The 24,973-nt window shown below is 61.8% G+C and carries 23 protein-coding genes; 6 read left to right on the top strand and 17 right to left on the bottom strand.

Annotation, left to right across the window (positions count from 1 at the left end):
* Window positions 1–29: 29 nt before the first annotated feature.
* The 3 genes from HYI44_RS06675 to HYI44_RS06665 all read left to right on the top strand — a co-directional run bounded on the left by HYI44_RS06675 (window position 30) and on the right by HYI44_RS06665 (window position 1,465).
* Entirely contained in the window at window positions 30–404 is a 375-nt protein-coding gene (locus tag HYI44_RS06675; RefSeq protein ID WP_045058732.1) for a YajD family HNH nuclease, read from the top strand.
* A gap of 120 nt (window positions 405–524) precedes the next feature.
* A complete protein-coding gene (locus tag HYI44_RS06670) occupies window positions 525–995 on the top strand; it encodes an RNA methyltransferase (protein ID WP_045058733.1) in 471 nt (156 codons plus the stop codon).
* Between the two features lie 92 nt (window positions 996–1,087).
* Window positions 1,088–1,465, top strand: a complete 378-nt coding sequence (locus tag HYI44_RS06665; RefSeq protein ID WP_225569030.1) for a DUF2892 domain-containing protein — start codon at window positions 1,088–1,090, stop codon at window positions 1,463–1,465.
* 135 nt (window positions 1,466–1,600) lie between these two features.
* Here HYI44_RS06665 and HYI44_RS06660 read toward each other — a convergent pair whose 3' ends face one another.
* Both HYI44_RS06660 and HYI44_RS06655 read right to left on the bottom strand, forming a co-directional pair.
* A complete protein-coding gene (locus tag HYI44_RS06660) occupies window positions 1,601–2,830 on the bottom strand; it encodes a hypothetical protein (RefSeq protein ID WP_225569029.1) in 1,230 nt (409 codons plus the stop codon).
* 26 nt (window positions 2,831–2,856) lie between these two features.
* Window positions 2,857–3,306 carry a YcgN family cysteine cluster protein gene (locus HYI44_RS06655; RefSeq protein ID WP_045058736.1) on the bottom strand — a complete coding sequence of 150 codons (450 nt, stop codon included), beginning with the start codon at window positions 3,304–3,306 and terminating at the stop codon, window positions 2,857–2,859.
* 162 nt (window positions 3,307–3,468) lie between these two features.
* Between HYI44_RS06655 and HYI44_RS06650 the strand changes: the two genes are divergently transcribed.
* On the top strand, window positions 3,469–4,062 hold the full coding sequence (locus tag HYI44_RS06650; RefSeq protein ID WP_045058737.1) for a nitroreductase family protein: 594 nt from the start codon (window positions 3,469–3,471) through the stop codon (window positions 4,060–4,062).
* Between the two features lie 93 nt (window positions 4,063–4,155).
* Here the strand turns inward: HYI44_RS06650 and HYI44_RS06645 are convergent, their stop codons facing one another.
* The 5 genes from HYI44_RS06645 to HYI44_RS06625 all read right to left on the bottom strand — a co-directional run bounded on the left by HYI44_RS06645 (window position 4,156) and on the right by HYI44_RS06625 (window position 9,989).
* Window positions 4,156–5,088, bottom strand: a complete 933-nt coding sequence (locus HYI44_RS06645; RefSeq protein WP_225569028.1) for a D-2-hydroxyacid dehydrogenase — start codon at window positions 5,086–5,088, stop codon at window positions 4,156–4,158.
* Window positions 5,089–5,202: 114 nt separating this feature from the next.
* Entirely contained in the window at window positions 5,203–5,496 is a 294-nt protein-coding gene (locus HYI44_RS06640) for a YcgL domain-containing protein (protein WP_008036150.1), read from the bottom strand.
* A complete protein-coding gene (rnd, locus tag HYI44_RS06635) occupies window positions 5,493–6,626 on the bottom strand; it encodes a ribonuclease D (protein WP_122837849.1) in 1,134 nt (377 codons plus the stop codon). The genes HYI44_RS06640 and rnd overlap by 4 nt, the downstream gene beginning before the upstream one ends.
* A 152-nt stretch (window positions 6,627–6,778) precedes the next feature.
* The gene (locus HYI44_RS06630; protein ID WP_225569027.1) at window positions 6,779–8,428 is read right to left on the bottom strand and encodes a phosphoethanolamine transferase; all 1,650 of its coding nucleotides are present in this window, start codon (window positions 8,426–8,428) and stop codon (window positions 6,779–6,781) included.
* A gap of 178 nt (window positions 8,429–8,606) precedes the next feature.
* A complete protein-coding gene (locus HYI44_RS06625) occupies window positions 8,607–9,989 on the bottom strand; it encodes a glutamine synthetase family protein (protein WP_225569026.1) in 1,383 nt (460 codons plus the stop codon).
* Between the two features lie 383 nt (window positions 9,990–10,372).
* Here HYI44_RS06625 and HYI44_RS06620 point away from each other — a divergent pair, with 383 nt between their 5' ends.
* Window positions 10,373–11,557: a cyanate transporter gene (locus HYI44_RS06620; RefSeq protein WP_225569025.1), complete on the top strand. Its 1,185-nt coding sequence runs from the start codon at window positions 10,373–10,375 to the stop codon at window positions 11,555–11,557.
* Window positions 11,558–11,646: 89 nt separating this feature from the next.
* The gene (locus HYI44_RS06615) at window positions 11,647–12,579 is read left to right on the top strand and encodes a LysR family transcriptional regulator (protein ID WP_225569024.1); all 933 of its coding nucleotides are present in this window, start codon (window positions 11,647–11,649) and stop codon (window positions 12,577–12,579) included.
* Between the two features lie 82 nt (window positions 12,580–12,661).
* Here HYI44_RS06615 and HYI44_RS06610 read toward each other — a convergent pair whose 3' ends face one another.
* From HYI44_RS06610 to HYI44_RS06565, 10 genes are all read right to left on the bottom strand, one after another.
* Window positions 12,662–13,027 (bottom strand): 5-carboxymethyl-2-hydroxymuconate Delta-isomerase, encoded by a 366-nt coding sequence (locus HYI44_RS06610; protein WP_225569023.1) that lies wholly within the window; start codon window positions 13,025–13,027, stop codon window positions 12,662–12,664.
* A gap of 57 nt (window positions 13,028–13,084) precedes the next feature.
* A complete protein-coding gene (locus HYI44_RS06605) occupies window positions 13,085–14,011 on the bottom strand; it encodes a LysR substrate-binding domain-containing protein (RefSeq protein WP_122837843.1) in 927 nt (308 codons plus the stop codon).
* Window positions 14,012–14,103: 92 nt separating this feature from the next.
* Window positions 14,104–14,808: an NAD(P)H-dependent oxidoreductase gene (locus HYI44_RS06600; protein ID WP_122837842.1), complete on the bottom strand. Its 705-nt coding sequence runs from the start codon at window positions 14,806–14,808 to the stop codon at window positions 14,104–14,106.
* 34 nt (window positions 14,809–14,842) lie between these two features.
* Entirely contained in the window at window positions 14,843–16,255 is a 1,413-nt protein-coding gene (locus tag HYI44_RS06595; protein ID WP_225569022.1) for an aldehyde dehydrogenase family protein, read from the bottom strand.
* A complete protein-coding gene (locus HYI44_RS06590) occupies window positions 16,248–17,438 on the bottom strand; it encodes a pyridoxal phosphate-dependent aminotransferase (RefSeq protein WP_225569021.1) in 1,191 nt (396 codons plus the stop codon). Before HYI44_RS06590 ends, HYI44_RS06595 begins: the two co-directional genes overlap by 8 nt.
* A 35-nt stretch (window positions 17,439–17,473) precedes the next feature.
* Window positions 17,474–19,081 (bottom strand): 5-guanidino-2-oxopentanoate decarboxylase, encoded by a 1,608-nt coding sequence (locus HYI44_RS06585; protein WP_225569020.1) that lies wholly within the window; start codon window positions 19,079–19,081, stop codon window positions 17,474–17,476.
* Between the two features lie 10 nt (window positions 19,082–19,091).
* Complete coding sequence (locus tag HYI44_RS06580; RefSeq protein ID WP_225569019.1) at window positions 19,092–21,191, bottom strand: acetate--CoA ligase family protein; 2,100 nt, start codon at window positions 21,189–21,191, stop codon at window positions 19,092–19,094.
* 18 nt (window positions 21,192–21,209) lie between these two features.
* Window positions 21,210–22,370: an acyl-CoA dehydrogenase family protein gene (locus HYI44_RS06575; RefSeq protein ID WP_122837838.1), complete on the bottom strand. Its 1,161-nt coding sequence runs from the start codon at window positions 22,368–22,370 to the stop codon at window positions 21,210–21,212.
* Window positions 22,371–22,415: 45 nt separating this feature from the next.
* On the bottom strand, window positions 22,416–23,207 hold the full coding sequence (locus HYI44_RS06570; RefSeq protein ID WP_225569018.1) for an enoyl-CoA hydratase/isomerase family protein: 792 nt from the start codon (window positions 23,205–23,207) through the stop codon (window positions 22,416–22,418).
* Between the two features lie 288 nt (window positions 23,208–23,495).
* Window positions 23,496–24,908, bottom strand: a complete 1,413-nt coding sequence (locus HYI44_RS06565) for an amino acid permease (protein ID WP_225569017.1) — start codon at window positions 24,906–24,908, stop codon at window positions 23,496–23,498.
* Window positions 24,909–24,973: the final 65 nt, after the last annotated feature.

The following is a 24,973-nucleotide window of genomic DNA, read 5'->3' as shown; positions in this document are numbered from 1 at the left end:
TCATCAGTCTTTTTTACAAAGGTGAACCCATGAGTTCGTCAACAACCCCGACCAACACCTCGAAGCTGGACCGCATCCTCGCCGATAACCAGCGCGACAAGGAAATGGGGTACCGCGACAAGGCCCTGAAGATGTACCCGCACGTGTGTGGCCGCTGCACCCGAGAATTTTCCGGTAAGCGCCTTAGCGAATTGACCGTGCATCACCGTGACCATAACCACGACAACAACCCCCAGGATGGCTCGAACTGGGAGCTGCTGTGCCTGTATTGCCATGACAATGAGCACTCGCGGTACACCGACCAGCAGTATTTCAGCGAAGGTTCGTTGAGCTCGCCGAAGATTGCCAAGGCGACTCACAACCCGTTCGCGGCGCTGGCAGGGTTGATGAAGAAGGAAGACTGAAGGCAGTCATAGACTGGGCTGGCCCCTTCGCGAGCAAGCCCGTCCACCACAGTGCTCCAAACCAGCACCCCTGCCCCAATCCCCGTATAATCGCCGTTTTTTCCCGAAGGCACCCCGCTCGTGGCAGACAAACGGTACAGCTGCATTGGTTTGTATAACCCCAAGTCACCGGAAAACGTCGGATCGGTCATGCGCGCCGCCGGCTGCTATGGCGTGGCCTCGGTTTTCTACACCGGCAAGCGCTATGAACGCGCCGCTGATTTCGTCACCGACACCAAGCGGGTCCACTACGATATCCCGCTGATTGGCATCGATGACCTGAAAAAAATCCTGCCCCTGGGTTGCGTCCCGGTTGCGGTTGAACTGGTCGAAGGTGCCCGCGCCCTGCCTGAGTACACCCATCCCGATCGCGCCCTGTACATCTTCGGCCCGGAAGACGGCTCGCTGGACAAGGAGATACGTGACTGGTGTGAAGACGTGGTCTACATCCCGACAACCGGCTGCATGAACCTCGCAGCAACCGTAAACGTGGTGCTCTACGACCGCATGGCTAAAGGCCTGAACACCCGCTCCGGGGCGAAATTCCGCTAAATTGCTGCACATCCAATGGAACAAGCCGCCCGCGATGGCAGTCAGCTTAATTATCTATTCTTGAAGCAGTCCATCCAGCCAGGAGACAGATCATGAGCGAACTCAAACGCGTACAGCGCATTGAATCCACCCCGTTCCAAACCTACCCCGAGCAGAACGTTCACGGTTGGGAACGCATCGGCTCACTGGCCGGTGGCGTGGTGATGATGGGCAAAGGCCTGCGTCGCGGCGGGATTTTTGGTTTGATCCAGGTGGCGATCGGCGGCGTGGCCCTGGCCCGTGGTATCACCGGCCACAGTTCGGCCAAGAGCCTGCTGGAAAAGAGTCGCCAGGACATGAACAACGTGCGGGCCAAGATCGAGCGCGCCGGGCAAGAATTGACCCAGTTGAAGAAGAATGCCGAGGCAGCGACCAGTACGGCTACTGTGACTGGCAATGATTCGCTGGTTTCTCCGAAGACTGGGGTTTAAGGACAAAAGATCGTCCGAACGCGGCCCGACCCTCCGGCAGCTCCTACAGTAACCAGTCGTATACAAGATGTGAGAACGACTCGATACCTATAGGAGCTGCCGGAGGGTCGGGCCGCGTTTGGACGATCTTTTGACTTAGTGGAGTAACCCAATATCCAGAACGCTGGAAGGCTCGCCAATCACACTCTCGGCCAACTGCACAAATTCCCTGGTATCTACACTTTCCAATCGCATCGCCCCGCGCAGCACATCGTCCAGCGAGCGCTTGTTGCGGGTCTTGATGCGTATCTCCTGGTCCAGCTCCCCCAGCAGCAACACCGCCCTGCCAATCTGCGCCGAATCGACCTGCTCGCCGCGCAGGGTCTTCACCTTCTCGCCCTCTCGCGCCAGTTTTTTGTGCAAGCTGGCATACCGCTCATCGCTCATGCCGCCCGCCCGGCGCACCAGTTCGATGGCGTAGTACTCGGCGAACCCCTCACTGATCCAGTCGCTGCGCTGCTTATCATTGATGCGTGCAAACAGCTGGGCCAACTCGCGCACCAGTGCACTGCTGCCGCTTTCGCTGACCAGCGGTAACCGGGAGTTGAGGTATATGGATTCACGTGCCGCCAGACTGCCGCGCCACATAGGGTCACTGGCGCCGACGATCAGCAGTTTGGTCGGATGCCGAGGGTACACCGCCTGGACCTGGGGCCAGATGAACGTCAGCAGCGTCAGCACGTCCATACGCCGCATGCCCTGTCCCTGAGGGGACGCCACCGTGACCTCGGTTTCCCCAAGCCGCGTGCGACGAGTCCCCAAGTGGCCGGCGAGCATCCATCCTGTGGGTCGGTCGAACAGCCGGGAGATGTTATCAATGCGGAATTTGTTCCGGCCGATCCGCGGCCAGGCGGTCTCCACGCTGTTCCAGCCCGTCGGCAACTCGAACTCGAGACGCGACACCAGCTCGATGCCGTCCTGCTGATCGAGCCTGGCGGCGGGCACCAGATCGTCGCCGCGCATCAGCGCCCAGGTGGGCGTCATGCGCGTCTCGAGGCTGCCGCCCTTGCGACCATGGCTGATGCGCACGCGATAGGTCAGGCTGGACTTGTCGGCAGCCGGTCGCCAGATGCCGCGCGCGTGCTTGCCCGGCACGAGTTGCCACTGGCCGTCGGCCTTGAAGTCGCTGTAATGGCTGCCATCGCCCAGGTCGAAATCCAGGCTTCGGACGGCCGAACCCTGGGCAAGTGTCAGCCGCACCTCGGCCTGGTCGCTTTGCGGCAACAGGCGCACGTGGTAATCGAGATCGACTTTCTTCGCCGCCCACACCGATGAACTCAGGGCCAGCAGCCCCACCGCCAACGCCAGGCGCAATCCCACAGCCATACACTCTCCTTGTGGCGAGCGGACAATCAACCCGCGCGGAAAATCAGATGGTCTTCCCAATCGTCTTCGGCCACGCTGCCTTCGGCCAGCATGCGCCCTGATTGTGAAATGCGTTCATGGTGCACCGCATCGCGATCACCGCAGACCAGATGGTGCCAGAGTGGCAGGTCCTTGCCCTCACTGACCAGGCGGTAACCGCAGGTCGGTGGCAGCCATTTGAACTCGTCGGCCTTGCCAGGCGTGAGCTGGATGCAGTCTGGCACCGATGCTCGACGGTTCGGGTAATCACTGCACTGGCAGGTCTTCAAATCCAGTAACTTGCAGGCGATTCGCGTGTAATAGACGCTGTTGTCATCTTCATCTTCGAGTTTTTGCAGGCAGCACAGGCCGCAGCCGTCGCACAGCGATTCCCATTCCTCTTGATCGAGTTGATCGAGGGTTTTGCTTATCCAGAACGGTTCGACTTTGGCGGCCATGGTTCGAGCATCGACATCAGGTGGTGAAAAGGCCGCCAGTCTAGTGCCACAGGCCCTGCGGGCCAAGCATTGGCGACTGCCGGTAGAACTCACTTGTCAGTTTTGACGCCGCCACGTAGGGTTTTGCGTCGCCCACTTTCATACCAAGCAAGGAATCTGTCGATGAGTGCCAACCCGCGTGTTGCCGATTACGCTATCCACCCACAGTTCACCGACCGCTGGTCGCCCCGCGCATTCACCGGCGAAGCCATTCCCGAGGAAACGCTGCTGAGCTTCTTCGAAGCCGCACGCTGGGCGCCCTCGGCCTACAATTCGCAGCCGTGGCGGTTCCTGTACGCACGTCGCGACACGCCAAACTGGGAGCGTTACCTCGGCCTGCTGAACGAATTCAACCGCAGCTGGGCGCAACATGCCTCGGCGCTGATCATTGTGATCTCCAAGACCAGCTTCACCGCCCCGGGCGCCAGTGAAGAAACCCCGGCGCTGTGGCACACGTTCGACACCGGTTCGGCCTGGGGGCATCTGGCCCTGCAAGCGAGCATCAGCGGTTGGCACACTCACGGCATGGCCGGGTTTGACCAGGCGCTGACCCGCAAGGAACTGAACATCCCCGAGGGTTATGCCCTGCACGCGGCGGTGGCTGTGGGCAAGTTGGGGGACAAGGCGACCCTGGCGGAATACCTGCAGGCACGCGAGTTGCCAAGCCCGCGTCGGCCGTTGGCCGAGTTGGCGGCTGAGGGTGATTTCACCCTCTAAAAGCAAAAGATCGCAGCCTGCGACAGCTCCTACAGGTGTACAACACATGGCCCTGTAGGAGCTGCCGCAGGCTGCGACCTTTTCGGAGACGACTCAATACCCGCGACTGAAATCCACTTCCCCGCGCAACGCTTCGCCCGCCCGGTACGCCCGCAGATTCTCGACGAACAGTTGCACCATCATCGAAGGTGAGGTCGGTGCCGAGCTGTGGCCGGTCAGCAGCAAGCCCCACGCTGTCCAGAACGGATGCCGCTGCGGCAATGGCTCCTGGCGGCAGACGTCGATGACCGCGCCGGCCAGATGCCCTTCCTTCAAGGCTTCCACCAGATCGGCGTCGACTACCGCGACTCCACGACCCACATTGAGGAACAACCCGGTGGGCTTGAATTGCTTGAACAGCGCAGCATCGTACAGATCGTGGGTGTGAGGCGTGTTCGGCAACAGGTTGATCACGTAATCCATTTCACCCACCAGCCGAGGCAGGTCCGACAGGGTGCCGACCTCGACAAATGGTGCCTGCTCGCGGGCTTCGCTGGCGATGCCGTACGACTCGACGCCAAAGGGCTGCAGAAAACGGGCAACGGTCTGGCCGATGTCGCCAGTGCCGACGATCAACACCTTGCGACCCGCCAGGCTCTGGCCCTGGCGACTGTCCCACTTGCGCTCGACCTGGCTGACCAGGCGCGGCAGCACCTCGCGCTCGTGACCCAGCAGATAGGTAAGTACGTACTCGGCCATGACCTGGCCAAAAATCCCCACCGCCCGGGTCAGACGGTAGTGCCGTGGCAAGCCGTCGGCGAGCAGCGGTGTGATTCCCGCCCAGGTCGACTGCAGCCACTGAGGTTGGTGACCTTGACGCAGCAGGTTCGCCAGCAGATCCGGCTGGCCCAGCCAGACCGGACAGTCGGCAGCCTGGCTAGCCAGTTCGGCGGAGTCACCACTGGTCAGCACTTCCAGCTCAGGCGCGGCCTGGCGCAACAGTTGGGCGTACACAGGATGGTCGTGTTCAGCAATCAGAACGCGCATGGTTCAAACCTTTCGAAAACAGTGCGGACAACCGCCGCTGGAGTCAGCCTCCATCGCGCGGTCATCGCCAGATATCAATTCCAGTGTTTCAGGGAAGCTCGCCGCCTTGGCCGATTACATCGGGTCGTTGCGTCGCAGCAACTCTTCCGGAAGGTGCTCGATGTACTCGTCTTCGGCGGGCGGCATTTGCAGGTGGTAACCCTGTTTGTCGAGGTTTTCCAGCACCACCGTGATGTCCTCGCGCGACAGCTTGCGCTCAGGCGTGAGCACCAGGTCGAACGCGTGGTGCGGCTTGCCGAACGCCGCCATCAGGCTCTCCGGCACGCGCTCCAGGGCATCGCTCTTGAGCACATACAGATACATCTCGTTCTTTTTCAGGCTTCGATAAATGGAGCAAATACGTTTCAAGGCTGTTCTCCGGCGGTGGCCAGGCTGTCGAGCAGCGCCTGGCCCATCAATTCGCGGCGCCAGCCACGCAGCGAATCAGGCAATTGGTAGGGACCATTGGGAAAGCCGCTCTTGAGCAAGGCTTCCAGGGTTTTCTTGCGCAGCATCAGTTCCGGCGCAATGTTCAGGCGTTCGGCTTCGGCCTGGCCGATCGCACGCAGTTGCTTGACCAGCGCGGCGGCTTCCACCGGCAAGGGTTCAGGCACGGCAGGCGGCCATTGATCAGGCGACACACTGCCTGAGCGTTTGATCAGATCAAGCAGAAACTCGCCGTCCTGACGCACGGTACGCGGGTGCATGTCCTCGATCTTGCCCAGCGCGCCCAGGCTGTCCGGCTGAGTGCGCGCCAGCGGCCACAAGGAATGCTCGCGCACGATGCGGTTGCGCGGAAGATCACGGGCGCGGGCTTCGCGCTCGCGCCAGGCGCACAATTCACGCAACACGGCCAGTTGGGCACGGGACAGCTTCCAGGCCAGCTTGGCTTCGCGGTAGACCTCGTACGGATCGACCTCGCGACGCAAGTTGGCGACCAGTTCGGCACCATCTTCCAGAACCCAGTTGTATTTGTCTTCAGACAGCTTCGGACGCAGCCGTACGAAAACTTCCGCCAGATGCAGGGCGTCTTCCGCGGCGTAGCTGATCTGAGTGTCGGAAAGCGGACGTTGCAGCCAGTCCGAACGAGTCTCGCCCTTGGGCAGGTCGATCCCCAGCACTTCCTGCACCAGCCGCGAATAACCCATGGAGAAACCCAGGTTCAGGTACGCGGCCGCCAGTTGAGTGTCGAACAGCGGCGCCGGCAGGCTGCCGGTCAGGCGCAGCAACACCTCGAGGTCTTCGCTGCACGCGTGCACCACCTTGACCACCGCCGGGTTTTCCAGCAATGCGGCCAGCGGCTGCCAGTTGTCGATGGTCAACGGGTCAATCAGGTAAGCGCGTACGCCATCGCCGATCTGCAGCAGGCCTGCAATCGGGTAAAAGGTGTCGACCCGCATGAATTCGGTGTCGAGGGCAACGTAGGGCAGTTGCTGCCATTCGGCGCAAAAGCGACCGAGGCTATCGTTGTCGCGAATCCAGTGAATATCGATGGCCACACGGCTCTCCCTTGAAGAATGGCGCGCAGTATATATCGCCCCCGGCGATTTCCGCGCCTCCACTGAACAAGAGCTTTAGCGAAAAGATGTACATGACGGCAAGAAATGTCTGACGGGCGGAGGTTTACGGGGTGCAGGCCGCTTCGCTTGTCCTACTGTTTGGCCAGCACTCCATCGATCACCGCACCGCGACAGCCGGCAAACATATCCAGGTCCTGGTCGTAGACCTTGCTGTTGACCTCCAGCAGGCCCAGCATCGAGTGAAACAGGTTGTCCTGGCTCAGGGGTTTGTCACGACTTAGCTGCAGGCAGTGGGTGTCCACCGAAAACGACTTTTGATAACTGTCGGAGAACCAGGCCAGCATCGCCACATGCTTTTGCTGGTCCGGTGCGAGCATGTAAGGCGTGCCATGCAGGAACAGGTTGTACTCACCCAGAGATTCGCCGTGATCCGACAGATAGAGCATCGCCGTGTCGACTTTGTCCTGATTGCTGCGCAATACGTCGATCAGCGAAGACAGTACATGGTCGGTGTACACCAAGGTGTTGTCGTAGCCATTGATGATACTTTCGCGACTGCAATTGTTCAGCGCATTACTTTCGCAAACAGGGGTGAAGTGTTCGTATTCCTTGGGGTAACGCTTGAAGTATTCCGGGCCATGGCTGCCCATCTGGTGCAGCACCAGCACGGTGTCCTTGTCCAGGGAGTCGATGAAATGCTGCAGGCCCTGCAGCAGGATTTCATCGCGGCATTCACTGCTGGCGCATAAACCGGGCGTCTGCAGATTGCTGACGTCTTCAAAGGTGACGCGGTCGCAGGTGCCTTTGCATCCCGACTGATTGTCACGCCAGATGACGTCCAGCCCTGCCCGCTTGAGCACATCCAGCAGGCCCTCTTCGCTTTTTGCCTGGCTTGCGTTGTAACCCTTGCGGCCCATGTTGGAAAACATGCACGGCACGGAGACAGCCGTTTCAGTGCCGCAGGAATGCACATCAGTGAATGCGATCAGGCCCGCCTCCTTGTCAAGTTTGGGCGTGGTATCGCGACCGTAGCCAAGAATGCCGAAGTTTTCCGCCCGGGCACTTTCGCCCACCACCAGCACCGTCAGGGATTTGCGGCCGTGGGTTTGCCAGGCAGGATTACGCTGGGCGTCTTCGCCAATCTTCACAAAGGGGCGCTGTGCCGTCGCAACCTGCTCCTTAATAAAGCCAAGCGAGGCAGCAATATAATTACTTGGCACCACCATCAGGCGTAATTCGTGGTGGTTGCGAAACAATGAGGACAGGCCTTGATAGTTAATAAGCGCAATCGCTCCAATGACCGCAGCCGACGCCAAACTCACCAACCCTTTGCTTAATAGCTCGCGGTGCCAACGCCGATAATTGACAGGCAACTTCCACAACAACCAGGAGGGTAAAACCCCAAGCAACAACATATAAGCCAGCAACTTACTTGACAGTAAATCGCGAATTTCCGTTGCGTTGGTCTGGGCAAAGTTGCGCAGCATGCCAATGTCCATCAGCACGCCATATTGACTCATGAAGTACGCTACCCCGGCGCTGCACAGGAAGATCAGCGTCAGTGCAGGTTTCAGGACAGGCCGAAACGCCAGCAATGTCAGCACGATGTTGAAGGCTGCCAGGATCATCACCCCGAACGCGATCCGCATCGCCAGCCCCTGGCCGTCGTTGGCGGTGATCTCGGCCAGGTGCTGCCACAGTACGAAATTAAAACCTGTTAATAAAAAGACACTGGCAGCAAGTGTCACCCACTCGGGGCGAACGGCTTTTAACTTCAACATGATGTCGGCAGTTCCTGAAGAGAGGCGCCCGGGAAAAATGTGAAAAAATCATTTATCCCGGCGACATTAACTCTAGGCAGCCAACCATCAATTTTTTGTGAAAAATTAGCCAACGATTAGTTGGCTAATGGCACATTGATCAAACTTGCAGCCTATTTGAGAATGATTCAGCCTGCCCTTAGGCCTGGTGCAAGTACCAGCGCCAATCCTGTTCGCCGACCTCGCCCATGAATTGCCGATACTCGGCACGCTTGACCGCCAGGTAGACCCCGAGGAATTCAGGACCGAACGCCTCCCGCGCCCAACTCGACGCTTCCAGCGCGCGCAGGGTGGTCAGCCAGTCAGTGGGGAGTAATTCCTTGGCCTGGGCATAGCCATTGCCTTCCACCGGTGCCCCGGGGTCGAGTTTTTCAAGAATGCCGCGATGGATACCGGCCAGGATCGCCGCCGCCGCCAGGTACGGGTTGGCATCAGCGCCACAAATGCGATGCTCGATATGCCGGGAAAACGCCGGGCCGCCGGGCACGCGCAAGCTGACCGTACGATTGTCCACGCCCCAGGTAGCAGCCAGCGGCGCGTAGCTGTTGGTCTGAAAGCGGCGATAGGAATTGGCATTCGGGCAAAACAACAGCAACGAATCCAGCAAGGTGCTGAGCATGCCGCCGACCGCATGCCTGAGCAGCGGCGTGCCGTCCGCCGCTTCGCTGGCAAACAGGTTGTTACCCTCGCAGTCCGCCAGGCTGACGTGCATGTGCATCCCGGTGCCCGCCAGGTCATCGAACGGTTTGGCCATGAAACACGCCGTCATCCCGTGCTTGTGCGCCACCCCCTTGACCAGCCGCTTGTAGCGTACCGCTTCGTCCATGGCCTGCAGCGCATCAGTGCGGTGTTCGAGGGTGATTTCCACCTGCCCGGGCGCGTATTCGGAAATCGCCGTGCGCGCCGGAATGCCCTGGAGTTTACAGGCGCTGTAGAGATCGGCCAGGAACGGTTCAATCTGCTCCAGCTCGCGCAGGCCATAGACCTGAGTACCCCGTGGGCGACCGCCGTCGACGTCCCGCGCCGGCTGTGGGCGTCCGTTACCGTCGCGCTGCTGATCCAGCAGATAAAACTCCAGTTCCGCCGCCATCACCGGGTAATAACCGTCGGCCTGCAAGCCCTCAATTACTTTGGCCAGCAGATGCCGCGGGTCGGCAATGGTCGCCGGCATTCCTTCGGTCGGGTGCATGCTGACCTGCACCGCCGCCGTCGGAATCAAGCGCCATGGCATGCGCGTCAGGCTGCCGCTGACCGGGTAGGCGCGACAATCGATGTCACCCACGTCCCACACCAGCCCGGAGTTTTCCACGTCATCGCCATTGATGGTCAGGCCAAGGATAGTGCTCGGCAGCGGGCGGCCAGTGGCGTACACCGCCAGCAGCTCATCGCGGTGCAACAACTTGCCCCGTGGTACTCCATTGTTGTCGAGGATAAACAGCTCGAACATCTCGATGTCCGGATTCTGTTCCAGAAAGGTCAGGGCTTCCTGCTGTGTGGCGAAGGCGGTCGTGGCACTGCTCATGGGATTTCTCTTGTTTGCGTGTCAGGCAAGCGCGCACGCGCTGCCCGATTGATCCCGAAACGTGCCGGGACCGGTTATTGATGAATCAACGCAGAACGCAGAAATCCGGCGGGCGCGCGTGACGGCAGTGCCACAGCGCCCAGAAGGCCAGTTCGGAAGGAAGTGTGACGGGGCAACCGTCCATAGGACAAACCGTGCAAAACAGATGACAGCAGCGTCACACGGGTGGTTGGGGTATTAAATCGGCATTTGAAGAACCTTGGGTGTGGGTTGGCTAAACAATCAGCACTATTTAGTTTCCAAATACCAAAGACGACTTTCTGATTTGCCGCCCGCCAACTCGCGCCGGCTTAATCGGCACCTGCTCATTCAAGGTCCGATCCATGGAAACCGTCCGCGCCACCGCCCGCCCCGCCCTTCTACTAATGTTTGCCATCGTCCTGGTTGCGCTCAACCTGCGCCCCTCCATGGCCGCCATCGGCCCGTTGCTGTCGGCGATTCGCGGGGACATTGAACTGAGTTTCAGCCTGGCGTCGCTGCTGACCATGCTCCCGGTGATGGCGATGGGTGTGGCCATGTTCTTCGGCATCCGCGTCAGCCAGCGCCTGGGCGAACAACGGACCGTGTTCCTTTCCCTGCTGATCATCGGTGTGGCTACCGCATCACGACTGTTCCTCGACTCCGCAGCCGAACTGATTCTCAGCGCCGTGCTGGCAGGCGTGGGCATTGCCCTGATTCAGGCGTTGATGCCAGCCCTGATCAAGTCGCGTTTCAGGGACAACGTCGCCCTGTGCATGGGCCTCTATGTCACCTCGATCATGGGCGGCGCGGCCATCGCCGCCGCCTTTGCCCCGCTGGTGATGATTCGCACCGGTAGCTGGCGAGTCGGCCTGGCAGTCTGGGCCGCGCTCGCGGTGGTCGCCCTGATTTTCTGGATGGCACAGCCCGCGCAGCAATCGCTGATCCAATCAAAGTCGGCCACCAGGCAGTCTTTTTTCAACAATTCCCGCGCCTGGCTGCTCGCCATCTTCTTCGGCCTGGGCACCGCGTCCTACACTTGCGTGCTGGCCTGGTTGGCGCCGTACTATGTGGAAAAAGGCTGGAGCGAACAGGACGCCGGCTTGCTTCTGGGTTTCCTGACAGCCATGGAAGTGCTGTCCGGCCTGGCCACCCCGGCCATCGCCAACCGCAGCCGTGACCGCCGCCTGGTGCTGGTGGTGTTGCTGGGACTGATCATGGCCGGCTTCTGCGGCCTGATCCTCGGCCCGCAGCACTTGAGCCTGATGTGGCCATGCCTGCTGGGGCTGGGCATTGGCGGGCTGTTTCCAATGAGCCTGATCGTGTCCATGGACCACTTGGACAACCCGCAACGTGCGGGAAGCCTGACCGCGTTCGTGCAGGGCATCGGCTACCTGATCGCCGGTGTCTCGCCACTGCTCGCGGGTATGATTCGCGATCATCTGGGCAGCTTCGAGTGGGCCTGGTGGGGCCTGACTGCCGTCGTGGCGCTGATGATCCTGATGGTCCTGCGCTTCGATCCCCGGCACTACGCTCGACACATTCACTGAAGGACGATTCTCCTGAATCCGTCGATCCGTTAGGATCCTTCGCAGACCGTTGCGCCCACCTGCGCAACAAGGACTGCGAGACGCAATGGATGCTCAACAGCAACGTACTTAGAAAGCTCGACATGCAGGACCTCATGGTGTTCGTTGCCGTGTACCAGCAACACAACGTCACCGCCGTGTCCGAAGCCCTGTGCGTCAGCCAGTCGACGGTGAGTTACTGCCTGAAGAAACTACGCGCGGCTTTTGCCGATGAGTTGTTCCTTTACAGTCGTTCCGGCATGCAGACCACTCACAAAGCCGACCGCATGTACCCGCACGTGTTGAAAGTCCTCGAACACATCAACCTGTGCCACGCCGGCGCAACGACCTTCGACCCCGCCCTGCGGCCAACCACCTTCAACCTGTGCGCCCCGGAATATTTCGAACAACTGATCCTGCCACGTCTGCTCAAGCACTTCGCGTTTGCTGACTGGCCGGTGACCGTCAACGTGCACAAACTCGAATCCGACATCCCGGCCCAGGCCCTGCGCGACGGCAGCCTCGACCTGGTGATCTGCTTCGGCCCGAACTTCCATCGCAGCCACGGCGACATCAAGTCGGCGACGCTGCTGGAAGATCAACTGGTCTGCGTCTTCGACAAACCCGCCGCCCCCGGCGAGCCCCGGTTGAGCCTGGACGAACTCGTCGAACGCCGCCACGTGTTCCCCACCCCGTGGACTTCCAGCAGCAACATGGTCGACGGCTGGCTGGCACAACAGGGGCGCAGCCGCCAGATCGTAGCGCGGGCCAACAGTTATGGCGCGGCATTGAAGATGATCAAGGGGACGGAGTTCGTGGTGATGTTGCCGAAGAGTATTCAACAGGCGCTTGCTGGCGATGGCGGGTTTGGGTGTTGCGAAGCGCCGGTGGGGTTACCAGGTTTTTGCCTGAATATGCAGTGGCATCAGGGAATGGAGAAGGATGGCGCTAATGCCTGGTTACGCGAGCAGATCGATCTGGCATGTGACCGTCAGAGCAAGTAGCGCAAGGACCAGGGCTCACACTGTGATGGGTGAGCCTGTTCCAATCCCAAGTGGAGATAACTGGCTGACAGCTCCAACTCAATCAGTGCCCAACCGCCGTCTTCGAATAAGACTCCCGATCAATATCCAGAATCTCCACGCACAACTGCACTTCCACACCGGCTGGCCATTCGCACAAATCCTGCACCACTGCCAACAGGCTCTCCGACAGTTGCTTCTTGATCTGCGGTGATCTCCCGCTGAGCAGCGCCAGTTTCACATGCACAAACCCACGCTCGGCCATGGCGGTGCCGACCTTAAAGGTCTCGACCTTGATCGCGCGGCTTTTGATGTCGAATTCGGCAGCGAACTGGCCAGACCCCACCAAGGTATTGTTCAGCCGGATCAAGGCGACGTCGGCGTTCAGGCCTGGCAGGTTGGCGGTGTATTCCATGTGCAGGTGGGGCATGTCGAATGCTCTCTGAAGTGGCGCAAGGGTCGTACGTATAGCACAGAGTTTGCGGGCTCACGGCGCTGGGGGCATAAGATCGGTCGCGCTCATGAAGGTTTCCAGGCGTTTGCGCAACCAGCGTTCGGCAGGGTCGGTGTCGACGTGGCTGAGCCAGACCATCGACAGGTCGAGGGTCGGAGTCTTGAACGGGAATGGCTCTTTGAACAGTGCACCGGACGCGGCCATGGCTTCGGCCGTGTAGTCCGGCAGGCTGGCGATCAGGTCGGTGCCTGCCAGCAGCGCGGGCAAGGAACTGTATTGCGGCACGGACAGCACGACCTGGCGGGTGCGGCCGATCTCTGCCAGCCATTCATCAGCGTAGCCACTGACGTTGGCGGTGTGGGACACCAGCACGTGGGGACGCGCGCAGTATTCGTCCAGGGTCAGCGGGGTGTCGGACGCATCGGCGCGCAGGATGCTGGGCTGGATGTGCCGCAGCAATTTGCGCTTGGCGTTGGCCGGCAGACCGCGGGTCTGGCTGATGCCGACGGTGATGTCGCCAGACGCCAGCAAGTCGGGAATGCGCCAGTAGTCGACATGCTGCACCACGAACACCACTTTCGGCGCTTCCTGGCGCAGGGCCCGCAACAGCGGCGGCAGCAGGCCGAATTCGACGTCATCCGACAGGCCAATGCGGAAGGTCATGGTGCTGACTGCGGGATCGAAATCGTGGGTCAGGCTCAGGGCGATCGACAGCGAATCCAGGGCCGGCGAAAGATACTTGATCAACTCTTCGGCGCGTGCGGTGGGTTCCATGCGATGGCCGACCCGAATGAACAACGGGTCGTTGAACATCGCACGCAGGCGGTTGAGCGCCGAACTGATGGTCGGTTGGCCGAGAAACAGCTTTTCGGCAACGCGCGTGACGTTGCGTTCGAGCATCAATGTCTCGAACACCACCATCAGGTTGATGTCGGCCTTGCGTAGCTCATTGCGATTCATCCATTGCCCCCTGGTCCCCTGAACTGCGGGCAGTGTAGAAAGACCTGGGGCCTGGCGTCCATCGGCATGAACGCCAGCGGCGTGACGTGCACTCACACGGGCAGCGGATAAAGGGCCTCATCGAACTGCGCCAGGCGCGGGAACGTCAGTGGCTGCTCGTCGCTCAGGTGCTCCAGGCGCTGCTGGTAATCGTGCAGGAAACCCTTGCGGGCCTCGTCGCTGATGTAAGGCACGTGCCAGGCGACAAAGGGTTGCAGCACGTCGAAGCCGACGTAGGCCAGGGTGCCTCGCAGTATAGGACGCAGCATGTCTTGCAGCGGACCGTGAATCGCGCCCTCGCCGAACATGTGCTCGCGCCCGCCGAGGGTGACTGTCACCAGTGCCTGCTTGCCGCTCAAACCGCCCTGGTCGTAAAAACGCTTGCCGCCATAACACACGCCGGACACCAGCACCCGATCGATCCAGCCCTTGAGCATGGCCGGTGCGGAGAACCAGAAAATCGGGAAGTTGAGGATCAGCAGGTCTGCCCACAGCAGTTTGTCGAGTTCCTGCTGGATATCCGGCGCCAGGGACTGGCTCTTGACGCCCAGGCGTTGCTCCAGGGCATACACCAGGTAGTCGGGATTGTCCCGCGAGGAAAAATCATCGGCGCTGGCCACCGGGTTCCAGTTCATCGCGTACAGATCGCTGACCTTGACCTCGTGCCCCTGGGCCTGGAGTGTCGCGACAGCCTGGTCACGCAGGGCTGCGGTGAACGAGTTGGGTTCGGGATGGGCGTGAACGATCAATACTTTCATGGGTATTCCTTGAATGCTGGCACGTTGGGGGGAGTCATACCTGGATCGCCTTCACTTCGATGAATTCGTTGAGTCCTTCCTCCCCCCATTCACGACCATTGCCTGACTGTTTGTAGCCACCGAATGGCGCCTGATAGTTGAACGCCGCGCCGTTCAGAAAGCACTGCCCGGCACGCAGCTGCCGGGCCAACCCCAGGGCCCGCTCCCGGCTGCCGGTCCAGACGCCGCTGGACAGACCGAAAGGCGAGTCGTTGGCCATGTGGATCGCCTGCGCTTCATCGGCGTACGGAATCAGGCACAGCACCGGCCCGAAGATTTCTTCCTGGGCGATGCGCATGCGGTTGTCGACGTCAGCGAACAGCGTCGGACTGACGTAGAACCCGCGCTCGAATTCGCCAGTCTCGCCACCGAGCACCAGCCGTGCGCCTTCCTGCTGGCCGACCTGGATGTAGTCGCGCACGGTGCGCCGCTGGGCCGCAGAACACATCGGCCCAAGGAAGCTCTGCGGGTCCAGCGGATCGCCCATGCGCAAGCTTTGGGCCTCGGCGATAGCGATTTCCACAGCCTCGGCGTAACGGCTCGCCGGCAGCAGCATGCGGGTCAGTGCAGTGCAGGTCTGGCCAGAGTTGATCATCACGTCCTGAACGCCATAGCGCACCGCTGCGGCCAGGTCCGCATCCTCGGCGATCAGCAGCGGCGACTTGCCGCCCAGTTCCAGGCACACGCGCTTGACCGACGGCGCCGCCGCCTGGGCCACACGAACGCCAGCGCCGGTGGAGCCAGTGAACGACACCATGTCCACGTCCGGATGCCTGGCCAGCGCTTCTCCGACTTTCGCACCCGGCCCGCTGACCAGGTTGAACACCCCCGCAGGCAAGCCGATTTCCTCGATCATCTGCGCCAGGAAGAACGCATGCAGCGGTGTTTCCTGGCTCGGCTTGACCACCACGGTGCACCCGGCAGCCAGCGCCGGCGCCAGTTTGCCGATCAACTGATGCAGCGGGTAGTTCCAAGGGTTGATGAACGCGCAAACGCCCACCGCCTCGCGCACCACCCATGAGTTGCCGACCTCGCGGACTTCATCCATCAGGCCGGCCAGTTCGATGTATTGCTCAAGCCCCTCGATGGGCCCGTCCACCTGGACCGCACGGCACCACTGCACCGGCATGCCCAGTTCCGCGGTGATCACTGCGGCCATTTCGTCGGCACGCTCGCGCAATTGCCCGGCCAGCGCGCGGATGTAGCCGGCGCGCACGCTTGAAGGTGTGCGAGACCATGAACCGAAGGCACGCCGAGCCGCAGCTACCGCGCTGTCGACATCCCGTTCATCGCCCAGCGGCACTGAACCGGCGGCGGTCTCGGTCGCCGGGTTGATCACCTGGGCGACGCCCTGCCCTGACGGCGCCTGCCAGCGGCCATCGATAAACAGCGCTGTGTAATCATGCATAGTGTCGGGTCTCCATCAGTTCACTGGCGCAGCGGGCGATGCGCCGGCAGGCGTCACTCAGGTGTTCTGCCCCCACCACCAGGCCCAGGCGTATATGCCCGGCGGCACTGGGGCCGAAGGCTTCACCGGCCAGCACCGAGACGCCATGGCGGTCGAGCAGACGGTCGGCGAATGCCTGGGCGCTGAGCCCGGTTTCGCGTATGTCGACCATCACGAACATCCCGCCATCGGGCGTCAGGGGGCGCACGCCGGGGCAGTCGGCAAGGCTGGCGCAGACTAGATCGCGTCGCTGGCGATAGGCATCGCGCATGGCCTGCAACTCCGGCAGGTTGCTTTGCAGCGCCACCACGGCAGCGTCCTGAATGAATTCGGGGGAGCCATACAACATGCACAGCGCGAGGTTTTCCAGGTGCTCCGCCAACGCCGGCGGCGCCACCGTCCAGCCGACTCGCCAGCCGGTCATGGCGTGGGATTTCGACAGGCTGTTGAGCGTCGCGGTGCGCTCGGCCATGCCCGGCAAACTGGCCGGGCTGACGTGCTCGCCCTCGAACAGCAATTCGCTGTAGACCTCATCGGAAATCAACCACAGGTCATGGTCGATGCACAGCCCGGCCAGTGCCTGCCAGGTGGTGCGCGGCAGGCTGGCGCCAGATGGATTGTGCGGACTGTTCAGCGCCAGCGCGCGAGTCCGCGGGGTGATGCGCGCCGCAACGTCTTCGGGTAATACCCGGAAGCCATTCTCGGGCCGCACCGGCACCGGGATCACCACCGCACCGCAGGCCCCGAACACCGCTTCGTAGGTCACGTACATCGGCTCGGCGATTATCACTTCATCGCCTGGATTGAGCACGCACTGGGCCACGCAAAACAGCGCGCACTGGGCACCGGCAAGCACCGTGACCTGGTCGGCCGACACCGCCTGGCCGCTGCGTTGCTGGTGCCGCCTGGCAATGGCTTCGCGCAGGGTGCGTTTGCCGCGCACGTCGGCGTAGTGAGTGTTGCCATTGAGCAGGCTGTCGATGGCCGCCTGGACAATCGGCACCGGGGTGTCGAAATCCGGATCGCCCACGGACAACAGCAGAATGTCTTCGCCCTGTTCCTGCAGCGCCAGCGCGCGGTAATGGATGTCCCAGGCAGCGGCGCCGTCACCGGCGATTCGTTGGGTCAGATCGGAAAAACGCATGGCCTGCTCCTTTTTAAAAGCCAAAAAAATGAAAATCAATGCGCGCAGGCATGCTTGAGCTCGATCAGCGTGACGCCGTTACGCTTGAAGCCATGGCGCAGATCGGTCTGCAACTCGGCCAGGCTTTGCGGCTGGGTGACGGTGCAGCCGAACGCCCGCCCGAGGGCGGCGAAATCCGGATTGCGCGGCAACACGCCGATGGGTTCGATGTCCAGGCCGAGCATGTCGTCGCGGATCTGCCCCAGGGCATCGTTGTTCCACAGCAACACCACCAGCGGGCTGTCCAGTTCCTCGACCGCCGTCGCCAGTTCCTGCGCGGTGTAGAGGAAACCACCGTCGCCGACCAGCACCAGGCCCGGCCGATTGGGCGCGCCAAACTTGGCGCCGATGCCGGCCGGCAGGCCGTAACCCAAGGTGCCGTAGCCGGTCGGGTGCAACCAGCTGCGCGGGGCGCGGCTGTTGAAGGCGTAGTTGCCGGTGTAGGCCAACTGGGTCATGTCGGTGCTGATGAAGGCGTTGTCCGGCAGCTCGGCGGCAATGCGCTCAAGAATGCCCTGGTGAATCGACTGCAACGGGCCGTGGCTGTTCTTCACCGCATCACGCAGTTTCGCGACGCTGGCGATTGCTGCGTTGGCATCACGGTCGGTGGCGGGCAGACGCTCCAGCAGGCCGGCGAGCGTCTGTTGCGCGTCGCCTTGCAGGGCCACCGCACAGGGATAGAAGTCGTTGAATTTTCGCGGATCGATGTCCACCCGCAGCAGTTCGGCGGTCAACGGCAAGCGCTCGCGCCAGAAATCGGTGTCGGCCATTTCGGTACCGACCGCCAACACCACGTCGGCTTCGGCGATCAGGTTCCAGCCGGGCTCGAGGCACAGGCTCGAACCGGCGTGGAGCGGATCATCCGGTGGCAACAGCCCTTTGCCGGCGACGCTGGTGAACAGCGGCGCGGCCAGTCGGGTGCTGATGGTTTGCAGCTCCTGCGTGGCGTGCAGGGCACCGCCACCGGCAATGATCATCGGTCGCTTGGCGTTTTGCAGCTTGGTCACGGCGTGTTCCATGGCCGTGTTCGAGGCCGGGCCGCGTCCCGGACGCCGCACCACGTCGTTGCTCCAGTCGCGATTCACTGGCGCCGCCAGCACGTCCAGCGGCACCGAAATGTGTACCGGGCGCGGGCGTTCGCTGTCGAACACGGCATAGGCGCGGGCGATCAATTCGGGCAGGTCCTCGGCACTCAACGCCACCGCCGAGAACGCGGTAATCGGCGCAGTCATGGCGCGCTGATCCTGGGTTTCGTGCAGACAGCCCCAGCCCTTCCCGAGGCTGGCCGTGTGGTTGACGCTGGAGATCACCAGCATCGGAATCGAGTCGGCGTACGCCTGGCCGATGCCGGTCGCCGCGTTGGTCACGCCCGGCCCGGTGATGATGAAGCACACGCCCGGTTTGCCGCTGACCCGGGCATAACCGTCGGCCATGAAGCTGGCACCCTGTTCGTGCCGGGTCAGCACATGGCGAATGCCGCTGCCCGGCAGGCCCCGATACAGCTCCAGCGTATGCACGCCGGGAATGCCAAACACGGTGTCGACGCCGTAGTTGGCCAGCAATCGCACCAGGGCCTGGCCACCGGTCAATGTCTTGGTTTGCATGTTCATATCCTCACTCGTGGCCGAGGCGAATCAACGCATCGACCGCAGTCGTGCCGTGGGCGCCGACCAACAATGGGTTCACATCGAGTTCCAGCAGGGCGTCGGCGTTTTCGCAGGCGTAGTCCGCCACGGCGCGGATCGCCGCCACCAGCGCGTCCAGGTCGGCCGCTTCACGGCCGCGAAAACCTTGCAGCAAACCGGCGCTGCGCAGGCTCAGCACCGCGCGGCGAATGGCGCCGTCGGTGGTCGGCAGCAGCAGGCTGCGACTGTCCTTGAGCAGCTCCACCAAAATGCCACCGGCGCCGATAACCAACGCGAGGCCGAAGTCGTTTTCGCGCTTGATGCCGACGATCAGTTCAGCCAGGGGCGGCGTGGCCATGGGTTCCAGCAGCACCTGATCGAAGGGCACTTGCGGAGCGTAATCGGCGATGCTCGCGTGCATTTTTTGCAACGCGGCGCTCAGAGCGGCGGCGTCCTTCAGATTGAGCGCGACTGCACCGGCCTCGGTTTTGTGGGGCAGTTGTGCACTGACGGCTTTGAGCACCAGCGGGTAACCCAACCCATTGGCATCGACTAGTGCATTCGCCGGCGTGCTCAGCACACCCTTGGGCGTCGGCAGGCCAAATGCGCGCAACGCCTGTTTCGAATCCCACTCGTTGAGCAGGCGACCTTCACCCGTCAAAGCTCGAGGGCACAGCGGTACCAGTGCCGACTCGCCGAGCGCCAGCAGTGCCTGGCGATTACGCTGATAACCGGCAATGCGGCCCCAGGCAGCCAGGCCATCTTCGACCCCTTGCAGCGCCGCCACGTCCTGGGCATGCAGGCGCTCGCGGGCGCTGGCCGGCAGCAGCTCGGGGAACGCCGAGGTGACAAAACCGGTCTTGCCGTGACGCACCAGCGCGGCGCAATAAAGCTCAAGCAATAGGTCGCATTCCTTGCGTTCACCGGTCGATTCCGCCGGATAATCGAGCACCAGCATGGCCGCGTCGGCCTCGGTCCGCAGGGCGCTGTCGAGCATGCGGTTCAAGGCTTCGCCGTCACCCCAGATCGCAGTGGTGAAATCCAGCGGATTGACCAGGTTGGCGTAGCTGGGCAGCACCTGCGCGAGTTCTTCACGCTGGGTGTCGTCGAGCTTGGGCAACGTCAGATCATTGCGTTCGGCGTAGTCGGCAATCAGGCCAGCGTCACCACCGGAACAGGCCAGGGCGATCAGGCTGTCGCCTGCGGGGAGTTTTCCGCAAGCGGCGGCCTTGAGGGTTTCGACGAAGCTCACCGGCCCGCTGACCCGGATGACGCCCAAGCGCGCAAACAGGCTGTCGTACAGCGCATCGGAACCCGACAGCGAACTGGTGTGACTGAGGGCCAGTTCGGCACCGATCTGTGACACGCCGGTTTTCAGCGCGATGATCGGAATGCCCTTTTCGAGCGCCTTGTGCGCGGCGCGGGCGAAACCCGGCACGTTCTTCAGCCCTTCAAGGTGCAGGCCGATGGCCGTGACCCGCGGCTCATCGAGTAATACGTCCATCAATTCGGCGACGCCCAGTTGCGCCTGGTTACCCACCGATGCCATGTAGGCCACCGGCAGTGAACGGTCGCTCATGGACAGGTTGTAGGCGAAGTTGCCGCTCTGGGTCAGCACGGCGACGCCCTTCTCCACTGGCTTGCCGCCATGAGCCACCGGCCACAGGGCCGAGCTGTGCAAGTAGTCGAGCAGGCCGTAGCAATTGGGACCGAGCAAGGCCATCTGGCCGGCTGCCTGCAGCAGCTGTTGCTGCAAGGCCTGGCCTTGCGCCCCGGTCTCGGCGAATCCGGAGGCGTAGCAGATCGCGCCACCCGCGTCCTTCGCGGCCAACTGCGCCACGGCGGTGAGGGTCAGCTCACGATTGGTCGCGATGAACACCGCGTCCGGGCCACAGGGCAGCTCGGCAATGCTGTGCACACAGGGCACACCTTCGAGGCTTTCATGTTGCGGGTTCACCAGCCACATCTGCCCCTGGTAGCCGCCTTCGGTACAGCGCTTGAGCGCACGGGCCATGCTGCGACCGCCGACGAATGCCAAATGGCGTGGGGCAAGCAGGCGCTTGAGGTTGTCACGAATAGTCTGCGACATGGGAATTCTCCAGGACGATCAGCGCAACAGCGGCCGCAGCAGTTCACGGGAAATGATGTGCCGCTGGATTTCCGAGGTGCCTTCCCAGATGCGCTCGATCCGCGCGTTACGCCAGATGCGCTCCACCGGTCCTTCATCCATCAGGCCCATGCCGCCGAATATCTGCACCGCCTCATCGGCGGTGCGTCCGAGCACTTCGCTGGCGAACAGTTTGGCCATGCCGGCTTCGCCATCGGTCATGGTGCCCTGGTCCATTTTCCACGCGGTATGCAAGGTCAGCAGTTCCGCCGCGCGGATCTGCGTGGCCATGTCGGCAAGCTTGAACGAGATGCCCTGATACGTGCCGATCGGCTGGCCGAACTGCTTGCGATCCGCCGCCCATTGCAGCGATACGTCGAGTGCGCGCTGGGCCTGGCCGACGCAGTTGGCGGCGACCATCACCCGGCCGGCCGTAAGCCAGGCGTTGGCCACTTCCCAACCCTTGCCGACTTCGCCGAGCACTTTGTTGGCCGGCACCCGGCAGTCGTCAAAGAACATTTCGAAGGTGTGGTAACCACGGTTGCTCACGCACTTGGGGCCACGGCGAATGGTCATGCCCGGGGTGTCGCGATCCACCAGGAACGAGGTCACGGCGTTGCGCTTGCGGCCGTTGTGTTCATAGGTGTCGGTAACCGCAAAGACTATGGCGAAATCGGCGTGCCCGGCGTGGCTGATGAAGTGCTTGCTGCCGTTCAGGATGAAGTCTTCACCGTCGCGCACGGCGCGGGTCTTGATCGCATTGGCGTCGGACCCGGCACCGGGTTCGGTCAGGGCGAAGCAGTCGATTTTCTCGCCCTGGATGCAAGGCAGCAGGTAGTCGCCGATCTGGCTGCCCGTACAGGCCATGAGGATCTTCGAAGGCCGTGCGACGAACACGTGCAGCGCCCACGAAACCTTCGACAGCTCACGCTCTATCAGCGCCTGGGACAAGTAGTCGAGCCCGCCACCACCGACCTCCTCCGGCATGTTGAAAGCATAGAAACCAGCGGCGATGGCTTTGCCGCGAATCTGCGCCGCCAACTCTGGGGAGACTTCGTCTGCGCGGTCGACCGCTTCCTCGTGGGGCAGCAGTTCCTTGGCGACAAAGCTGCGTACCGCTTCCACCAACATTTCTTGTTCTTGGGTCAGTTGGAAATTCATGGTGCTACCTGTTGTTCGTTCACGGGGTATGAGGGTGGTGCAGGCTTATTTGCCGACGAAACGTGCCGGGCGTTTTTCCACGGAAGCCCGCAAGGCTTCTGCGCCGTCTTCACTGCGACCACACAGCAGGCCGGCCGCCAGTTCGGCTTGCAGTTGCTGCGGCAGGTCGCGCTGGGCGCCTTCGCGCATCAGTTTCTTGGTCTGGGCGAAAGCGAAGGTCGGGCCGTTGGCCAGGCGCGTTGCCAGTTCGCCGGCGACGTCGAGCAGTTGTTCATCGGCGCACACTTCGCCTACCAGCCCGGTGGCCAGGGCCCGGTCTGCGCCCCACAGTTCATCGAGGAACAGCAGGCGCTTGGCTTGTTCGGTGCCGATCAACCTGGGCAAGTGCCAGCTGGCACCGGCGTCCGGGGAGTACGCCATGCTGGTGTAGCCAGCCTTGAACCGCGCCGATTGCGCGGCCAGGCGCAGGTCGCAGCACAAGGTCAGGTCCATGCCGGCGCCGACAGCGGTGCCGTTGATGGCGGCGATGGTGGGTTTTTCCAGGCTGTACAGTCGGCTCATCAGGGCGTGGGCGGTTTCGGTCCAGCCATAGGTTTCCAGATCGCCACGGGCCTCGGCTTCAGCCCACTCCGCGAGGTCCGCCCCGGCGCAGAAGCTGCGGCCGCTGCCGGTGAGCACGACAACGCGAACGGCCGGGTCGGCGTTGAATTCATCCAGCAAAGCGTGCAGGTTTTTCAGGGTCGGGATGTCAAGGGCGTTGCGCTGAGCCGTGCGGTTGAGGGTGATCCAGGCAACGCCTGCTTCGACCTGGCTGAGCAGTGAAGGTTGAGTAGTCATTGCGGGGCCTCGGATTATTTTTGATTGGAATGAGGTGATGCGACTGAGGCCATACTAAACGAGTGTTCAGTAAGGCGGCAATTGGTCGCTAGTGCGAACTAATTTCTTTATATCTAGTTGATATATATAGGTTTATTGATGATTTAACGGGCTGGGAGGCTGCGCCTGTTACAACTTTGAACAACTGGGCACATGCCCCTGCCCATTACAGCGGGAATGACTGCGTGCGCAGCCTTGAAACAAAAAACGCGACGGTCACCCGTCGCGTTCTTTGTCCGCCTCAAGCCATCAAACAGACGGCAAGCTCGGCGCCAGCACCCCCTGACGCTTGCGATAAATCAGGAAGTAAGCGCTGTAACACAGCGCGATAAAGCCACCGCCCCAATACAGTGAAGGCCGTTGCGTCTCGTCCAGTGCCAGGAATACAAACAACGAACAGCACAACACAATGCACGTCAACGGAACCAGCGGAAACCAGGGCGCACGGTATTTAAGATCGCTCAGTTTGCCGCCCTCACGCAGGTAGGCCTTGCGGAACTTGTACTGCGCCAGGGCAATGACAATCCAGGTCACCGTGCCCGACATGCCGCTCACCGCCATCAGCACCATGAACAAAGTATCGGCGGCGACAAAACTGGTCATCAGCGACACCAGCGCAAAACACAGGGTGATGCTCAACGCCCGCAACGGCACGCCGCGCTTGCTCAATGGCGAGAGGCTTTTCGGGGCCATGCCGGTCTTGGACATTGCCCACAAGATGCGCGTCGAGGCATACAGCCCGGAGTTGCCCACCGACAAAATCGCCGTCAGGATCACGAAGTTCATCAGGTCGGCAGCGTAGGGAATACCGACCATGTCGAACACCTGCACGAACGGACTCTCCATCAGTCCGGCCTGCTGCCAAGGCACGATGGCCGAGAGCACCACGATCGCCAGCACGTAGAAGATCAATACGCGAAACACCACGTTGCGAACCGCACGGGGAATGCTTTTCTCCGGCTGATCGGTTTCGCCAGCCGCCACGCCCATGATTTCGCAACCCTGGAACGCGTACACCACGGTCATCATCACTGCGAACACGGCTGACAGGCCGTTGGGGAACAGTGAGTCGCCGATCAGGTTGGTCATCATCGGCGCCGGCTCGCCACTGGTCAGCGGGATGGCGCCGAAGATCACCAGCACGCCGACCACGATAAACCCCAGAATCGCAGCAACCTTGATCCCGGAAAACCAGTATTCCGCTTCGCCGAACGCACGGGTCGCCAGGGCGTTAAGGCCGAAGAGTACCGCGACGAACAAGGCTGACCAGTACCAGATCGGCACGCTCGGAAACCAGCGTTCCATCAACATGCCCGCTGCGGTGAATTCGAGCCCCACGGTGGTAGCCCAGCTCATCCAGTAGACCCAGCCGATCATGAAGCCGGTGCCGGGCCCGATGAATTTGGTGGCGTGAGTCTGGAACGAGCCGGACACCGGCATTTGCACGGATAGTTCACCGAGGCAGACCATCACCAGGTACATCAGGAAGCCCGCGACCAGGTAGCACAGGATCGCCCCGACCGGGCCGCCCTGGTTGATGGTCACGCCGGAGCCCATGAACAGCCCGGTGCCGATCACACCTCCCAGGGACAACATGAAAATATGCCGGCTTTTCAGGGCGCGGGTCAGGTGGATACCTTGGCGGTCGATTGATTCGCTCATGTCGGCACCTCAGCAGTCGGCGCGGTGCGCGGCGGCTGACAGGACGTCATGGCGCGAGGAAGGAT

The organism is Pseudomonas sp. Y24-6, from assembly GCF_020295325.1.
GTDB classification, from domain to species: domain Bacteria; phylum Pseudomonadota; class Gammaproteobacteria; order Pseudomonadales; family Pseudomonadaceae; genus Aquipseudomonas; species Aquipseudomonas gregormendelii.
This window is presented reverse-complemented; position numbering and strand designations above follow the sequence as displayed.